The sequence below is a fragment of the Cyanobium sp. PCC 7001 genome (genome assembly GCF_000155635.1).
Lineage (GTDB): Bacteria > Cyanobacteriota > Cyanobacteriia > PCC-6307 > Cyanobiaceae > NIES-981.
In genome coordinates this window covers 2289598-2304367 of the sequence record NZ_DS990556.1, presented here as the reverse complement: position 1 = coordinate 2304367, position 14770 = coordinate 2289598, and the positions used below count along the sequence as shown (strand labels likewise).

The following is a 14770-nucleotide window of genomic DNA, read 5'->3' as shown; positions in this document are numbered from 1 at the left end:
ACCTGCTCACCGCCACCCTCTTCCTCAGGGAGACGATTCCACCGGAGAAGCGCCGGCCCGTACGGGCCGGCGCTCTCAACATCGCCCAGCCGATTCTGCGCTTGGTCACCACTCCGGTGATCAACCGCGTGGCCCTGGCCTTCGCCTCCTTCAACCTCGCCTTTGCGGCATTCACCAGCCTGCTGGTGCTGGCCCTGAAGGACCTGTTCCGCTGGACACCTGCCCAGACCAGCGGGATCTTCGTGGTGGTGGGAATCACCCTCACCGTCGTGCAGGTGGTCCTGATCGGACGCCTGGTGGGGCAGTGGGGCGAATACCGGGTGAACCGCTATGGCATGGGTCTCGTGGCCGCCGGCATCCTGCTGATTCCGCTGGCCCAGAGCTTCGGCCCGCTGGCCGCCACGCTCATCGTGCTTTCGTCCATGCTGCTTGCCGTGGGGGCCGCCTTCGTGCTGCCGACAGCCAGGAGCCTGGTCTCCGGGCTGGTCCCTCCCACCGAGCAGGGAATCACGCTCGGAAGCCTGGCTTCCCTCACCGGCATGGCCAGCGCGATCGGGCCGATTGCGGCGGGTTGGATTTACGACCAGTCCACCCTGGCCTGTTTCCTCTTTGAAGCGACATTCTGCCTGCTGGGCATCGTTCTGCTGGGGCGATCACCCAAACGGGTGGTCAGTGGGGTGGTGGTTCCATGAAGCGGCGCATCACCCGGCGAAACTCCAGCACCAGACCATCAGATTTGATCAACACCTCATTGGACCCCCGATAACGGACCACCCTCGGAAACTGGTCCTGCACGATTCCATTGTCCTCCGTGAGAATCTTCAGGCCCGTCTTCATGGTTTCGCGATCGAACCATCCACAGAGCAAGGGCGTCCGGGCAAGGAAATTCCGCCAGTTGGTCGCCACCACTAGTGTTTCCGACTCGCTGTAGGGGATGTGCGCCATGACACTGGCGAAAGCAAGGCTGCCGAAACGGTTCAGGGGCACGGTGACATTGGGGTAGATGAAGCGGAATTCCTTGTAGATGGAATCCGCATCCCCTTTCAGAAAAAAGCGCACGAGACCGCTGATCTTCTCCACCTTGACCGGAAAGCGTGCCTTGGCGATTCGATCGCCGTTCACAACATCGAAGTCCGGGTAGGTGAGATCAGCATCAGCACTCACCTGTCCCACACTCTTGCCGTGCAGGAAAGGGGCATGCACGGGGTCAATGCCGTTCTCGATGGTGCGGGTGAAGTGTCCGCCGAACAAATACTTGATGTCGGCCTTCGGGTGATGATGCATACCCTGGAGCTCAGGGATGTCCTCGATGGCATAGGTGGGAACGGGTGACTCCCCTGGAACCCACGCCCACACAAGTCCGTATTTTTCCTGCAGCTGATACGTGCTGATCCTGGCGCCCGCCGGGATGGATTCCTCCGGTCGCAGGGCGGGAATGCGATTGCAGACCCCGTCAGCCCCATACTTCCAGCCGTGATACGGGCACACCAGCTCTCCTCCCTCCAGCCAGCCGCCACCGAGATGACAACCGCGATGGGCGCAGCGACCCTGCACGAGCCTGGCTTCACCCTGCTGGTCGCGGTACCCCACCAGCTGATCCCCCAGGAAGCGAATGGTGTGGGGCTGGGCCTTGAAGGCGGTGGACACCCCGACGCCATACCAGCAATCACGGGGCCAGGTAACCGGTGCAGACGGAGACGACGTGCTCATGCCAGGGCCTCCAGCAACGCCACCATGTGCTTGCGGTAGGCAAGGATCAGCTGATCCGAAGACAGCAACAGGTCATGCTGGCCCTTGGTCCAGGACACTGTTTTCTCCTGGGTTTCAACAACGCTGCGATCCTCCTGGTAGGTATCCACCGTGTTCTTCATGGAATTGCCGTCGGCCCAGGCCTGGGGCAGGAAGTTCCGCACTCCAATCCACTTGGTGAGGGTCAGATCATTGGAGAGCGGGATGTTGCTTGCAAAGTAGATATACTGATAGCCCTTCCAATTGAAGTCGATAGCGATCCGATTGACATTGGGGAAGTAGGCCGTGAGGCGACTACTCGAGTAGTCGCGATCACGCTTGACGATGTATTTCAGAAGCCCCAGCCGTTTCGGGGGCTTGGTCTTCACCAGGCAGCTGACAGATCGAGGCTCCTCCGCAACCTCGAAGGGCAGCACCGCCGCATCATCACGGTTCGGAAAGAAAGGCTTGTGCACGAAGGGGGCGTGAGATGTGTCGAGACCGGACTCCACGACACGGCTGAAGTTGGCGTGCCAGAGGTATTCTCCGCTCACCGGACGCCATCCTTCAGCGCCCAGCTCCGGAAAGGCCGGAATCAAGGAAGGATCAGCAAGGGATGGATCCCCAGGAAAGATCCACACGAACCCCGAGGATTCCTGCACGGGTAAGGTATGCAGACGGGCCTGGGCTGGGATCGGCACGCCAGGCTGGTCTGCTGGAATGCGAACACAATGGCCTTCCGCATCAAAACTCCAGCCGTGGTAAGGGCAGCGCAGACAAGAGCCCTCCACCCAACCGGCCTTGAAACTGGCGCCACGATGGGGACATTGATCCACGGCTGCATGGGGCTGACCGGTGTCATCGCGATAGAGGATGTAAGTGCGGTTGAGCAGGGTGGCCTGGCAGGGGGCGTCCTTCAGGGTTGACGAATGCTCCACGGCATACCAGAAGTTGCTCAGCGCTCCATCCATGGGCTCAGCTCGGGGGGCCTCTGTTTTACCACCTCAGGCTCATCCAAGCCGTGTTTTCCACTGCGATCCATCCACCTGCAACCATCCCCGAGCGACAAGAAGTTGGAGAAGCTCTTGGGCATCAGGAGTCTCAAGAGAGCATCCCCAACCATCTTGAAAAATGGAATCGAGCTGCTCTGCTGACATCCCACGACGCAGACCACCCTTGAGCAGGCGACGCAAGGCTGCTGGCTCCAGAGCCAGCAGCGTGCTCATGGTGAGCGGCCCCTCTGGAACCACGACCGCGCTGAGATCACCAGGGGTCACGGCTCCCGATCGGGCAACAACGTGGAAGCAAACTCCTGCACGGCCTGGCTCCAGGCGTGATTGCGGCCATCCAGAAGGGCAATGCCGCCGCTGGCCAGGGCCAGCAAATCATCGCTGAGGGGCAACAGAGCCGCCGCCGGCACATTATAGGTTGAAATCAATCGCTCCTTGACCTGATCTGCATCAAAATACGCGGGCAGCTTGTTCACCACCAACTTGATCGCAGGAACCTCGAGGCGCTCCGCCACTTCAATGGCAACGGCGGTGCCAAGATAATCCTGAGAATCGGGTCTCATCACCATCACAAGCACATCGGAGATTGCTGCTGACAGCAGTGTTTCCTCATTAATCCCAGGATGGGTATCGATGAAGACCAGATCAAGCTTGAGGGCCTCGGAAAGAGCAAAGAGGGCATCATTCAGGCGCTCAACTTCATAGCCCTCTCGCAGGAGTCGCGCGATACGATCACTCTCCATGGCAGCAGGAACCAGCCAGAGACGACCATGGTGGCGGCGCACCAGATCCGGTGTGACGTCATGGGCGCACTCCTTGATCGATGCCGATCCCTGCAGGTGATCATTCAAGGTGCATTGGCCGGCCTTGGGGGAGAAGCCAAACAACACGTGCACACCTGGAGAGGCAAGATCCGTGTCGAAGATGGCAACACGCTGCCCCTGCATTGCACAGGCCACGGCCAGATTCGCAGAAAGATTTGACTTGCCAGTACCGCCACGAAAGGAGTGAATAGCTACAATTTTTGTCATCACCTATTCTCGCCGAAGCCGTGCAGCCGTCTCCGCCAACTGTACCGCTAAAGTCCTGATTCGAGGCTTGACGAGGCTCCTTCCGTCATGGCTTCACACCTCGTGAACGGCAAACCTCACGCCTCCACGCTCACCGCACCTGCCGCGAGCTTCAAGAATCGTCCCAGCCACCGTTCCACAGCCAGCTTCTCCATGGACCTCCTGCGGACGGAGCGGGGCCCTCACCCAGGAGTTCTCCAATTCAAATGAGACTATCCGCCCGTCTAATTCTTCTTGGAGTGAGCGGCCCGCTGATCAGCATGGCGATCTTCTTCATGATCGCCGCAATGAGCTCGATCAGGCTTTCCCATCAGGCCGGTCATGACATGCTGGGCCTGATCAACACTGAAAATCTCAACCGTCTGCGCACGGCGACCCAGCTGATCCAGACCACCACGGATCAGACGGCTGACCAGATCCAGGACGACAGCCGCACCCTGGTGTCCGGACTTGAGGGTCTGCGCCTGGATGCTGCGGGACTCCCTCGCTGGCAGGGGGAGCCCCTCACGGCAGCGCAGGGTCGGCAGGCCCTGCTGGAGACCCTGCGGCGGGGACTGTCCACCGCCGGAGAAAGCGCCCTGATCTACATCAGCCAGGGGGAAGGGCGGTGGCGGCGGTTGGCCGGGATCACGGCCGAAGGCAAGGTCCTGCCGGAGCAGGAACCGGTGAGCCAGCAGACCGCGGCTTACCTCAGCGCCCTGAGGGATGAAGGCGAGGGGGAGAACCTGCCCCTGAGCCGGCTGAGCCCTGAGGCGGAGCAGTGGGGCATCACCCGGCTCACGAGCCTGACAGCTCCGGATTCATCGACCCGGCTCATCCTCGCGGTCGGGGCCTCCACCGATGCCGCCTCGAGCCTGCTGCAGACGGCCGCCAGCCTCTTCCCCTTCTCCGACCATCAGATCGCGTTCCTGGCCGTGGATCGACAGGGCCGCCCTCTGTGCACCTATGCCCGGCCGGAGCAGGGCACCTGCCAGACCCTGATCGCCGCCCTCCGGAGCTCCGGGGGCGTCCCGGCATTGGCTGGAGAGGGTGACCCCTATCTGATGGAGCGGGCCCTGGCCGGCTCCACGACGACGTCCGAGGAGGGGGAGCGCACCCTGTTCATCTCGGTGTTTCCGGCGCTGGACTGGATCGCGGTTCTGGCCGTGAACGATGAGGCCCTCCTGAAAACGCTGAATCCACTGAAGTCAGAGACCTTCTGGATTCTTGTGCAGCTTTCCGCAGCCAGTGTGATGCTGATCGGGCTCAGTGGCTTCATGGCCTGGCGGATTGGAGAAGGGATTCGCCGTCAGCTCAGGGAGCTGGCCGAAGCTGCCGCCGCCATCGCAGTAGGGGAGCGTCGCCAGGCCCTTCTCTACAGCGGCAACGACGCGCTGGGACGCTTTGTTCAGGCCTTCAACCGCATGGCCGGAGCCGTTGCCGAGCGGGAAGAAGCCCTGCGATCGCAGATCCGCACTCTCGAGATCAACATCAACCAACAGGAATTACGCGGACAAGTGTGCTCGATTGTCAAGGATCCGAGTTTCGATGCCCTGAGTGAAAGGGCCCGCACCATGCGGGCCCGGCGCCAGAAGTGGCAGGGGCCCGATCCCGAGGCAGACCCACCATCCTGACCAGGCCTGATCAGGGCGATGGCTGGCGTGCCGGATTCGACAGCATCGATTCCAGGCTGTTCAGTTGCGCGAGGGGATCGCCCACCTCACGGCCGAATTCCTCGTCGGCAATGAAGTTCAGCCCAGTATTTCTTCCAAGACTGATCAAGGCAAGGTTGTACTCCTTGAGGTTGGCGATGTAAGTGAGTACCGCCTCAGCGAGACTCAGCTGCGCCTGCACCACATCCGTGATCGTTCCATATCCCGCGTTGAACCGCAGGCTCTGGAGACGAATGGCTTTGTTGGCCTGGTCCACCGCCTGTGAGGATGCGAGCACGATGCGCCGCCCCACTTCCGCCTTGGCGAAATCCGACTGGGCGTCCTGACGGACAGAGGAGCGGGTGGCAAGCACGTCCTGGGCGGCAGCGGCGGCCCGGCGTCGTGCGGATTCGGCCTGCATGCGAGCCTGCCCACCATCAAATCCCGTGAAGGTGAGGGTGAGAGCCGTGGAGGGGTTGAGGAAGTATCCGCCCAGCGATTCCGTCCAGTAATCGGTGCGGCTCCAGTACAAGGTGTTCACCAACTGAAGCGTGGGCCGGTAGGTGGCCAGTGCCACTTCGGCGTCAGTCTCATTCAGCTTGATGTCGAGCAGTTTCTGCTCGATCACCTTGCGGTAGGACAGGCTGGCGGCGACGGTCTGATCCAGGGTGTGGGGCCAGATGCCAAGGGGCCGGAGCGGGCCGGCTGCCGTGATTCCCCCAGGGCTGTCCACGTTCAGCAGCGCCGCCAATTGGGCACGCGCCACAGCGATCTGCTGGGCCGCCTGCTCCAGATCCACCAGGTCAGCAAACAGAACGGTTTTCTGCTTGGCCACATCCAGGCGTGAGGCGATCCCCAGCCGCACCTTGGCATCGGTGAGGCGGGTGAGCAGCGCATCGTTGTCCACGATCAGCTTGCTCGCATGGAACTGGGCCACCGCCGCCTGCAGGGCGATGAACGCCGACTCCACCTGCAGGCGATTGTCCCGGTAGGTGATCACGTAATTGTCAGCGGCCTGCCGCACCTGGTACTTCGCTTTCCAGATCGATGGTGCCCGGCTGGGATCCAGCACGTTCCAGGTGGCCTCCACCTGCGCCATGGACTGGAAGTAGCCGCCATTCGGGCCGAACCCGCCGCTGTCGCCACCTCCGGAGGAGTCGGTTCCGGAGCTGGCACCGCCGCTCGCCATGCCGCCCCCACCGAAACTGGCACCGCTGAAATCGCTCTCCTGGCCGTAGAGGCCACCCGTGAGCGACACACTGATCACCGGCCACCACTGGCCGTAGGCGGCCCCGAGGCTGTTCTGGGTGGCCACCAGGTTCTGGTAGGCGGCCCGGATCACGGGATTGCGCTGCGTCGACCAGCTCACCGCCTCCTGCATCGAGAGGTCACCAAGCTCCTGCAACGGCAGATCCGGCAGGTTGAGGGTGGGCTCAGCCCCCGACCAGCCGGTGCCGAGGGTCTCGATCTCCAGATCACTGGGCATCTGCAGCGGTTCTCCCAGCGCGCCACCGCCTGGGCTGGAGGGTGGCTGGGCCTGCTTGCTCCGCCCGGGGAGAGAACCGACCAGACCGACCAGCACGATCCAGATCAGGGTCTGGAGCCAAGGCGAACGCCCCATGGTCAGCGGACCTGTGCGACCACGAAGGAGAACGGCAGATCCAGCAACTTGCCGGTACGCGGCACGAAAGCCCGCTTGTTGAACACGTCGTAGTCGTGCTGCTCGATCACATCGAGGATGCCGCGGTAAAGCCGCAGGGAGGCCCAGACCGGCCAGCGGGCGTCGGGCGCCAGCCAGCGCACACCCGCCTCGGACCGGGCGAACCACTGGCGGGCCCGTTCCACCTGGAAACGCATCAGGGCACGCCAGTTGTCGTTCACCACGCCGGCAAGCAGCTGATCCTCGCCGTAGCCGAATCGCATGAGGTCGTCCTGGGGGAGGTAGATGCGCCCCCGGGAGCGGTCTTCGCCCACATCGCGCAGGATGTTGGTGAGCTGGTTGGCGATGCCGAGGGCCACCGCCGCCTCCGAGGTGTCGGGAGCATCGCTCCAGGGCGCCGAGGTGTAGGCCGGATCGCGGCCCATCACCTCCTGGGTCATCAGCCCCACGGTGCCGGCCACCCGGTAGCAGTAGAGGGCCAGTTCCTTGAAGGTGGCGTAGCGGTGCTGGCGCAGATCCATGCGCTGGCCCTCGATCATGTCCAGATAGGGCTGCAGCGGCTGTGGGTAGCGCTCCAGGGTGTCGACCATCACCAGGTCGAGGCCGTCACGCACCTCGCCGCGGAAGAAGCCACGGGTGCGCTGCTCCCACTGCTCCAGCCGCTGCTCCAGCTGCTTCTGGGGCAGCGCCTGGGCCTCCGCACTGTCCATCAGCTCGTCGGTGCGGCGACACCAGACGTAGATGGCCCAGATCGCCCGGCGCTTGGCGGGCGGCATCAGCAGGGTGCCGAGGTAGAAGGTCTTGGCCCAGCGAGCTGTCTCCTGGCGGCAGTCCTCGTAGGCCTGTTCGAGGCTGGCAACCACCACAGGAGTGCCGGGGCGCTGGCCATGGTGGCAGAGCCGGGCGTCGTTCAATGCGCTACCCGCCATGGACGGAAACCCTGCGCAATGCGGCGGAGCTCACTCGGTGACCCGATGCCGGGGAAGGGGCACGGAGGGCAGGCAGCCGGAAGTGGGGATCGTCGGGCAGAGTCGCAGCCCTCCGGGCCAGCCAGTGGGGCCCATCCTGACCCAGCACCGCCTGATGGCCCCGGTGGCATGCAGCCAGCCCGGCAGCCGCCCAACCGGACGCCACGCTCATGCCACGGAGCTCAAGGTGCGTTCCTGGGGTTCCCCCTGCAGCCGCTCGGCACTGGCCACGATGGCCTGGGCACACTGTTTGCCGCTGAGCACGGCGCCCTCCATGGAGGCGAGGTAGCGCTGCATCGTGTAGTCGCCGGCCAGGAAGAAGTTGGCGATGGGCGAGGTCTGGTCAGGCCGAAGCTGCTGACAGCCCGGCACGGTCTTGTACACCGATCGCGGGGTCTTCACCACGATCGATTTGCGCAGCTGGGCCTGATCGTCGCCGGTGAAATGCATCGGGAAGAGGCGCTTGAGCTCCTCCATGGTGGCCGCCACGATCTCGGCGTCCGGCCTGCCGATCCAGTCCTTCGCCGGCGCGAACACCAGCTCCAGCATCGAGCGATCCGGATCCTCGTATTCCCGGCAGGTGTTGCTCATGTCCGCATACACGCTGAGCAGGGGACTGCGGCTGAACAGGAGGTGGTCGATGTCCGTGAGCTTGCGGTCGAACCAGAGGTGGATGTTGATCACCGGCACGCCGTTGAGGCCCTCCAGCTTGCTGAAGTAGGGGAGGCTCTTCCAGGGCTCCGGCAGCAGCAGCTTGAGCGGATCCACCGGCAGGGCGCTCACGTAGGCGTCGGCCTCCAGGGTGTAACCCTCCCGGCCCTTGATGCCACCGATCCGGAAACCGGCCACGCTGCCATCGGGGTGCAGGGCGATCTCCCGCAGGGGTGCCTCGAGATGCACCTCACCGCCCCGGGCCGTGATGTGGTCCACGATCGGCTGGCAGAGCCGCTGGGGGGGGTTGCCATCGAGGAAGGCCATCTTCGAACCGTCGCTCTCCTGCAGGAAGCGATTGAGGGCCGTGAGCACCACGGTGCTGGAGATCTCATCGGGATCGATGAAGTTGAGGGCCTTCGCCATGGCGATGAACACCTCGTCGTTCACCCGTTCAGGGATGTTGTGGATCCGCAGCCACTCCGTCCAGGAATACTTGTCGCACTCCTCCACGTAGCCCTGCCCCCGCAGCATCGCCGGCACCAGGCCGAGGCCGAAGGCGATCTTCTCCGGCCAGGTGAGCATGTCGTTGTTGCCCAGGATCGCCGCCACCCCGTTGAAGGGGGCAGGGATCTCGGGGAAGTCGAAGCGGCTGTAGGTGCCGGGCGTCTCCTTCTGGTTGAAGATCATCGCGTGGCTCTTCCACTGCAGCCTGTCCTCGATGTCCAGCTCCTTGAACAGCTGGCGCATGTTGCGGTACGCGCCGAAGAAGATGTGCAGGCCGGTTTCGTACCAGTCGCCGTCCTCGTCCTGCCAGGCGGCCACCTTGCCGCCGAGCACGTCGCGGGCCTCCACCACCACCGGGGTGTGGCCGGCATCGCTCAGATACTTGGCACAGGACAGCCCAGCCAATCCGGCACCGGCGATCGCGACGCGCATAGCCACGTTTGAAGGGGAGGTCAACCTTAGGGGTGGCTCCGCGGCCGACGCGGCCGGCCGCGGGTGAGCAGGCTGGGGCTCCGCCCCGCGCGGGTGTTCCTAAAGTCGGGCCCGTGGAGATGTCCTCGCCGATCCATGGCTGATTCCGGTCCCGCTGCGACCCTGCTCAAGTCCACGACCCGCCACGTGCGCCTGTTCACCGCCCGCGTGGAGGGTGCCGACCTGGTGCCCGATCCCGGCCAGCTCACCCTCGATGTGGATCCGGACAACAAATTTCTGTGGGACCAGCCCGTGCTCGAGAAGGTGCAGCAGCACTTCCGGTCCCTGGTGGACGCCCAGGCCGGCGCCGAGCTGAGCGAGTACAACCTGCGCCGCATCGGTTCCGAGCTGGAGGGCTTCATCCGCCAGCTGCTGCAGGCCGGCGAGCTCCGCTACAACCCGGACTGCCGGGTGCAGAACTACTCCATGGGCCTGCCCCGCACTCCGGAAACACTGTGAGCCGTTCGCCCAGCCGCTACGACGACCGCCCCAGAGCCTACCGGCGTGGCGATCGCCCCGACCCCGACGCCTACGACCGCAGCTACGGGGGCCGGGGCGGCGAGCGGGGTGCCGATCGCTACGGCCGCTACGCCGAGCCGAGCCGACGACGGGGCGGTGGTGGCGGGCCAGGGGGTGGTGCCCCGGGCGGCCCCGGCGGCAACGGCCAGGGCGGCGGACCCATTCAGTTCAACGTGGGCACCCTGGCCGTTCTGGCTGGCGTGCTGGTGGTGGGGATCGGCATCGGCACCGGTATCTCCAGCACCACCCAGGGCAACCAGGGCAACATCGCCAGCTCCCAGCAGCTCGACATGGCGGTTCCCGATCCGGAGTTCTGCCGTCAGTGGGGCGCCAGCGCCTTCGTGATGGACATCGAGCTCTACACCACCATGAACCCGAGCTCAAGCTTCGTGACCCAGCCCACGCTCAAGCCGGGCTGCGTGATTCGCCGCGAGAACTGGAGCGTGCTGCAGAAGGAGGGAGCCGTGACCTCCGAGCAGATGCGCCAGTGCAAGCAGCGCATGAACACCTTCGCCTACATCGGCTCGGTGAAGGACAAGCCGATCGTGCGCTGCGTGTACCAGACCGACATCGCCGACAACAAATTCGTGACCAAGGGCGTGGCCGACGACACGGTGGGCATCACGCCGGAAGCGGGTCAGTTCTGACCCGGGCTCAGCCGCCGGCGGCGGCCGGCTCGGGCACTCCCGCCTGCAGCGGCCGGCGCAGGGGGCTGTCCGGGCTGGCGAACACCGGCAGCACCTCGCGGCGGAAGGCCTCCGAGGCCCGGGAGCAGTAGCGGGCGGGATGGCTGATCAGCTTGAGCTGGCGCCGCACCAGCAGATCGGCCACCTGGGGGCGGTGCAGTGTGCCGGCCGCCAGCTCCCGCTCGATCGACACCACCGGCAGGAAGGCGGCACCGAGCCCGGACTGGACGGCATTCTTGATGGCCTCGAAGGAGTTGAGCTCCATCTCGATCTTGAGCCGGCCGAGGTCGAGGCCCGAGCGGGCCAGCAGCTGGTCCACCATCTTGCGGGTGGTGGACTGGGCATCGAGGCAGACGAAGGCCAGCCGGTAGAGGTCTTCCTTGGTGAGTTCAGCCAGGCGGGCCAGGGGGTGCTTGGTGGGCAGCACCAGCGCCAGTTCATCGCTCGCGTAGGGCACCACCTGAAGGAGCTCGGAGAGCTCGGGCGGAAGCTCGCCGCCGATGATCGCCAGATCCAGCTGGCCGTTGGCCACGCTCCAGCTGGTGCGCCGGGTGCTGTGCACCTGGAGCTGCACGGCCACATCGGGATACTTCTGGCGGAAGAGGCCGATCATGCGCGGCATCAGGTAGGTGCCCGTGGTCTGGCTGGCACCCACCAGCAGGGAGCCCCCCTTGAGGTTGTGGAGATCCTCCAGGGCCCGGCAGGCCTCCTGGCACTGGCTGAGGATGCGGTCGCAGTAGCTGAGCAGCAGGTGACCCGCCTCGGTGAGCTGGGCCTTGCGCCCGCCCCGGTCGAACAGGGACACGCTCAGCTGCTTCTCCAGATTCTGGATCTGGAGGCTCACGGCGGGCTGGGTCACGTAGAGACTGTCGGCAGCCTTCTTGAAGCTGCCCTCGCTGGCGATCGCCCGCAGGATCCGGAGCTGGTCAAGGGTGAAGGGCAGATCTGCCATAGGGCCCGCCGGCCAGCACCAGGGTGCAAGCCGGAACTCTAGGTGGCCTTCCCGGCGGCAGAATCGCCAACTTCACATCCATCTCCCCCTTGCCATCCAGCCCCCTCCACCACAGCAGCTGGGTGATGCTGGCCCTGCTGCTCGTCTTTGCGGTGCTCCACAGCGGCGGCGCCTCCCTGCGGTTCTGGGGAGTGGCCAGGATCGGGGAACGGGCCTGGCGCCTCCTCTTCGCCGGCATCAGCATTCCTGCCGCCGTGGTGGTGGTGGGCTACTTCCTGGCCCACCGCTACGACGGTGTGCGCCTGTGGAACCTGCAGGAGCAGCCCTGGATCATCCCCGTGGTGTGGACGGGCACGGCCCTCAGCTTCCTGTTCCTCTACCCGGCCACCTACAACCTGCTGGAGATCCCGGCGGTGCTGAAACCCCAGGTGCGGCTCTACGCCACCGGCATCATCCGGATCAGCCGCCACCCCCAGGCCGTGGGACAGGTGCTCTGGTGCGCCACCCACCTGCTCTGGATCGGCAGCAGCTTCATGGTGGTGACCTGCGCCGGGTTGATCGCCCACCACCTGTTCGCCGTGTGGAACGGCGATCGGCGCCTGCACAACCGCTTCGGCGCCGCCTTCGAGGAGTTGCGGGCCAGCACCTCGGTGCTGCCCTTGCGCGCCGTGCTCGATGGCCGGCAGCAGCTGGTGCTCAGCGAGTTCCTGCGACCGGCCCAGCTGGGAATCGCCATCGCCGTGGGGGTGTTCTGGTGGGCGCACCGCTACATCGGGCTCGGGGCCACGGCCTTCTCCCGCACCGGCCTGGCCCACTGGCTGGGGTGACGCTGCCCTGACTCGGCCCTGCTGGTAATCGCCCACAGGGAGCGGCGGGCACCGGCACGCTGCCTACACTCGGCCCAGCCCGATCCCACCGGATGCCTTCAACCGCTGAACTCGCCTGGTTGATCCCGGTGCTGCCCCTGGCCGGCGCCTGCCTCGTGGGGCTCGGGCTGATCAGTTTCAACCGCACCGTGAACCGGTTGCGCAAGCCCGTGGCCCTGCTGCTGATCAGCTGCGTGGGGGCCGCCGCGGTGCTGAGCTTCGCCGTGCTGGCCGAGCAGCTCGCGGGCGCCGGGCCCACCGAGGTGCTGTTCAACTGGGCCAGCGCCGGCAGCTTCAACCTGCAGATGGGCTTCCGGGTGGATGCCCTCGGCGCCGTGATGCTGGCCCTGGTCACCACCATCGCCCTGCTGGTGATGGTGTATTCCGACGGCTACATGGCCCACGACAACGGCTATGTGCGCTTCTTCACCTACCTGGCCCTGTTCAGCAGCTCGATGCTGGGCCTGGTGATCAGCCCCAACCTGCTCGAGATCTACGTGTTCTGGGAGCTGGTGGGCATGTGCTCCTACCTGCTGGTGGGCTTCTGGTACGACCGCGACGGCGCCGCCAACGCCGCCCAGAAGGCCTTCGTGGTGAACCGGGTGGGCGACTTCGGCCTGCTGCTCGGGATCCTGGGGCTGTTCTGGGCCACCGGCAGCTTCGGCTTCGAGGAGATCGGTGCCCGCCTCGCCGAAGCCGTGAATGCCGGCAGCCTGAGCACCGGCGTGGCCGTGGTGCTCTGCCTGCTGGTGTTCATGGGCCCGATGGCCAAGTCGGCCCAGTTCCCCCTGCATGTGTGGCTGCCGGATGCCATGGAGGGCCCCACCCCCATCTCCGCCCTGATCCACGCCGCCACCATGGTGGCCGCCGGGGTGTTCCTGGTGGCCCGGCTGCAGCCGGTGTACGACGCCTTTCCGGCGGTGAATCTGGTGATCGCCGTGGTGGGCACCATCACCCTGTTCCTGGGGGCCTCGATCGCCCTCACCCAGATGGACCTCAAGAAGGGACTGGCCTACAGCACCGTGAGCCAGCTCGGTTACATGATGCTGGCCATGGGCTGCGGCGCTCCCGTGGCCGGCATGTTCCACCTGGTGACCCACGCCTTCTTCAAGGCGATGCTGTTCCTGGGATCCGGTTCGGTGATCCACGCCATGGAGGAGGTGGTGGGCCATGAGCCGGTGCTGGCCCAGGACATGCGCCTCATGGGCGGCCTGCGCCGCCACATGCCGGTGACGAGCACCACCTTCCTGATCGGCTGCGTGGCCATCAGCGGCATCCCTCCTCTGGCGGGCTTCTGGAGCAAGGACGAGATCCTGGGCCAGGCCTTCAACAGCTTCCCGCTGCTGTGGGCCATGGGCTTCATCACCGCCGGCATGACCGCCTTCTACATGTTCCGGCTCTATTTCCTCACCTTCGAGGGCAGCTTCCGTGGCGGCGACACAGCCATCCAGGCGCAGCTGATGCAGGCCGCCGGACGCTCGGGCGAGGAGGGCCACGAGGCCGTCCACGGCCATGCCGACCATCCCCATGAGTCCGGCTGGCAGATGGCCCTGCCCCTGGCCGTGCTGGCGGTGCCCTCGGCGCTGATCGGCCTGCTGGGCACCCCCTGGAACAGCCGCTTCGCCGCCCTGCTCGATCCGGCGGAGGCGGCCCACATGGCGGAGCATTTCAGCTGGAGCGAATTCCTGCCCCTGGCGGGAGCGTCGGTGGCGATCTCCACCGCCGGGATCGGGCTGGCGGTGCTGGCCTACGCCCTCGGCAGGATCGATCTGGGCCAGGCCGTGGCGGCGCGCTTCCCCGCGATCAACGCCTTCCTGGCCAACAAGTGGTACCTCGATGCCGTCAACGACAAGCTCTTCGTGCAGGGCAGCCGCAAGCTGGCCCGCTCGGTGCTGGAGGTGGATTCCAAGGTGGTGGACGGCGTGGTGAACCTCACCGGCCTGGTGACCCTCGGCAGCGGCGAAGGGCTCAAGTACTTCGAAACCGGACGGGCCCAGTTCTATGCCCTGATCGTGTTCGGCGGCGTGATCGCTCTGGTGGTGCTGTTCGGC

14 protein-coding genes are annotated in these 14770 nt (G+C 65.3%); 6 read left to right on the top strand and 8 right to left on the bottom strand.

Annotated elements, in window-relative coordinates:
* Positions 1-692, top strand: a 692-nt coding sequence (locus CPCC7001_RS11315) for an MFS transporter (protein ID WP_198006480.1), incomplete at its 5' end; no start/stop codon positions are given.
* Here the strand turns inward: CPCC7001_RS11315 and CPCC7001_RS14125 are convergent.
* Genes CPCC7001_RS14125 through CPCC7001_RS11300 form a run of 4 tightly spaced genes read right to left on the bottom strand, consistent with a single transcriptional unit; the run spans position 670 to position 3769 of the window.
* The gene (locus CPCC7001_RS14125) at positions 670-1710 is read right to left on the bottom strand and encodes an aromatic ring-hydroxylating dioxygenase subunit alpha (protein WP_083782636.1); all 1041 of its coding nucleotides are present in this window, start codon (positions 1708-1710) and stop codon (positions 670-672) included. The two genes, CPCC7001_RS11315 and CPCC7001_RS14125, sit on opposite strands and share 23 nt — an antisense overlap.
* Positions 1707-2699 carry a Rieske 2Fe-2S domain-containing protein gene (locus CPCC7001_RS11305; protein WP_006909209.1) on the bottom strand — a complete coding sequence of 331 codons (993 nt, stop codon included), beginning with the start codon at positions 2697-2699 and terminating at the stop codon, positions 1707-1709. The genes CPCC7001_RS14125 and CPCC7001_RS11305 overlap by 4 nt, the downstream gene beginning before the upstream one ends.
* Before the next feature lie 39 nt (positions 2700-2738).
* On the bottom strand, positions 2739-2954 hold the full coding sequence (locus tag CPCC7001_RS15250; protein WP_156796760.1) for a DNA/RNA-binding winged helix domain-containing protein: 216 nt from the start codon (positions 2952-2954) through the stop codon (positions 2739-2741).
* 47 nt (positions 2955-3001) lie between these two features.
* Positions 3002-3769: a MinD/ParA family protein gene (locus tag CPCC7001_RS11300; RefSeq protein WP_043369011.1), complete on the bottom strand. Its 768-nt coding sequence runs from the start codon at positions 3767-3769 to the stop codon at positions 3002-3004.
* A gap of 299 nt (positions 3770-4068) precedes the next feature.
* On the opposite strand from CPCC7001_RS11300, the gene CPCC7001_RS11295 reads away from it, so the two are divergent.
* A complete protein-coding gene (locus tag CPCC7001_RS11295) occupies positions 4069-5421 on the top strand; it encodes a HAMP domain-containing protein (protein WP_043369008.1) in 1353 nt (450 codons plus the stop codon).
* A 10-nt stretch (positions 5422-5431) separates the two neighbouring features.
* Here the strand turns inward: CPCC7001_RS11295 and CPCC7001_RS11290 are convergent, their stop codons facing one another.
* The 3 genes from CPCC7001_RS11290 to pds all read right to left on the bottom strand — a co-directional run bounded on the left by CPCC7001_RS11290 (position 5432) and on the right by pds (position 9657).
* Positions 5432-7060, bottom strand: a complete 1629-nt coding sequence (locus CPCC7001_RS11290) for a TolC family protein (protein ID WP_006910419.1) — start codon at positions 7058-7060, stop codon at positions 5432-5434.
* Positions 7061-7062: 2 nt separating this feature from the next.
* Positions 7063-8028, bottom strand: coding sequence for a phytoene synthase (locus CPCC7001_RS11285; protein ID WP_083782635.1), 966 nt, complete (start codon positions 8026-8028; stop codon positions 7063-7065).
* Positions 8029-8235: 207 nt separating this feature from the next.
* Positions 8236-9657, bottom strand: a complete 1422-nt coding sequence (pds, locus tag CPCC7001_RS11280) for a 15-cis-phytoene desaturase (RefSeq protein WP_006911325.1) — start codon at positions 9655-9657, stop codon at positions 8236-8238.
* Between the two features lie 135 nt (positions 9658-9792).
* On the opposite strand from pds, the gene CPCC7001_RS11275 reads away from it, so the two are divergent.
* Positions 9793-10155 carry an NAD(P)H-quinone oxidoreductase subunit M gene (locus CPCC7001_RS11275; protein ID WP_043369007.1) on the top strand — a complete coding sequence of 121 codons (363 nt, stop codon included), beginning with the start codon at positions 9793-9795 and terminating at the stop codon, positions 10153-10155.
* On the top strand, positions 10152-10862 hold the full coding sequence (locus tag CPCC7001_RS11270; protein WP_006909562.1) for a DUF3172 domain-containing protein: 711 nt from the start codon (positions 10152-10154) through the stop codon (positions 10860-10862). The genes CPCC7001_RS11275 and CPCC7001_RS11270 overlap by 4 nt, the downstream gene beginning before the upstream one ends.
* Positions 10863-10869: 7 nt before the next feature.
* Here CPCC7001_RS11270 and CPCC7001_RS11265 read toward each other — a convergent pair whose 3' ends face one another.
* Positions 10870-11853, bottom strand: a complete 984-nt coding sequence (locus CPCC7001_RS11265; protein ID WP_006911326.1) for a LysR family transcriptional regulator — start codon at positions 11851-11853, stop codon at positions 10870-10872.
* 125 nt (positions 11854-11978) lie between these two features.
* Here CPCC7001_RS11265 and CPCC7001_RS11260 point away from each other — a divergent pair, with 125 nt between their 5' ends.
* Together CPCC7001_RS11260 and CPCC7001_RS11255 are read left to right on the top strand one after the other, a co-directional pair.
* Positions 11979-12680 carry an NnrU family protein gene (locus CPCC7001_RS11260; RefSeq protein WP_043370018.1) on the top strand — a complete coding sequence of 234 codons (702 nt, stop codon included), beginning with the start codon at positions 11979-11981 and terminating at the stop codon, positions 12678-12680.
* A 92-nt stretch (positions 12681-12772) separates the two neighbouring features.
* On the top strand, positions 12773-14770 hold a 1998-nt coding region (locus CPCC7001_RS11255; protein ID WP_043369004.1), incomplete at its 3' end, for an NAD(P)H-quinone oxidoreductase subunit 5.

Bases quoted from the DNA above. Each gene is read 5' to 3' on its own strand.
- CPCC7001_RS15250 (WP_156796760.1), bottom strand. From the start codon at position 2,954: ATGAGCACGCTGCTGGCTCTGGAGCCAGCAGCCTTGCGTCGCCTGCTC.
- CPCC7001_RS11300 (WP_043369011.1), bottom strand. From the start codon at position 3,769: ATGACAAAAATTGTAGCTATTCACTCCTTTCGTGGCGGTACTGGCAAG.
- CPCC7001_RS11275 (WP_043369007.1), top strand. From the start codon at position 9,793: ATGGCTGATTCCGGTCCCGCTGCGACCCTGCTCAAGTCCACGACCCGC.
- pds (WP_006911325.1), bottom strand. From the start codon at position 9,657: ATGCGCGTCGCGATCGCCGGTGCCGGATTGGCTGGGCTGTCCTGTGCC.
- CPCC7001_RS11285 (WP_083782635.1), bottom strand. From the start codon at position 8,028: ATGGCGGGTAGCGCATTGAACGACGCCCGGCTCTGCCACCATGGCCAG.
- CPCC7001_RS11260 (WP_043370018.1), top strand. From the start codon at position 11,979: ATGCTGGCCCTGCTGCTCGTCTTTGCGGTGCTCCACAGCGGCGGCGCC.
- CPCC7001_RS11290 (WP_006910419.1), bottom strand. From the start codon at position 7,060: ATGGGGCGTTCGCCTTGGCTCCAGACCCTGATCTGGATCGTGCTGGTC.
- CPCC7001_RS14125 (WP_083782636.1), bottom strand. From the start codon at position 1,710: ATGAGCACGTCGTCTCCGTCTGCACCGGTTACCTGGCCCCGTGATTGC.
- CPCC7001_RS11305 (WP_006909209.1), bottom strand. From the start codon at position 2,699: ATGGATGGAGCGCTGAGCAACTTCTGGTATGCCGTGGAGCATTCGTCA.
- CPCC7001_RS11265 (WP_006911326.1), bottom strand. From the start codon at position 11,853: ATGGCAGATCTGCCCTTCACCCTTGACCAGCTCCGGATCCTGCGGGCG.
- CPCC7001_RS11295 (WP_043369008.1), top strand. From the start codon at position 4,069: ATGGCGATCTTCTTCATGATCGCCGCAATGAGCTCGATCAGGCTTTCC.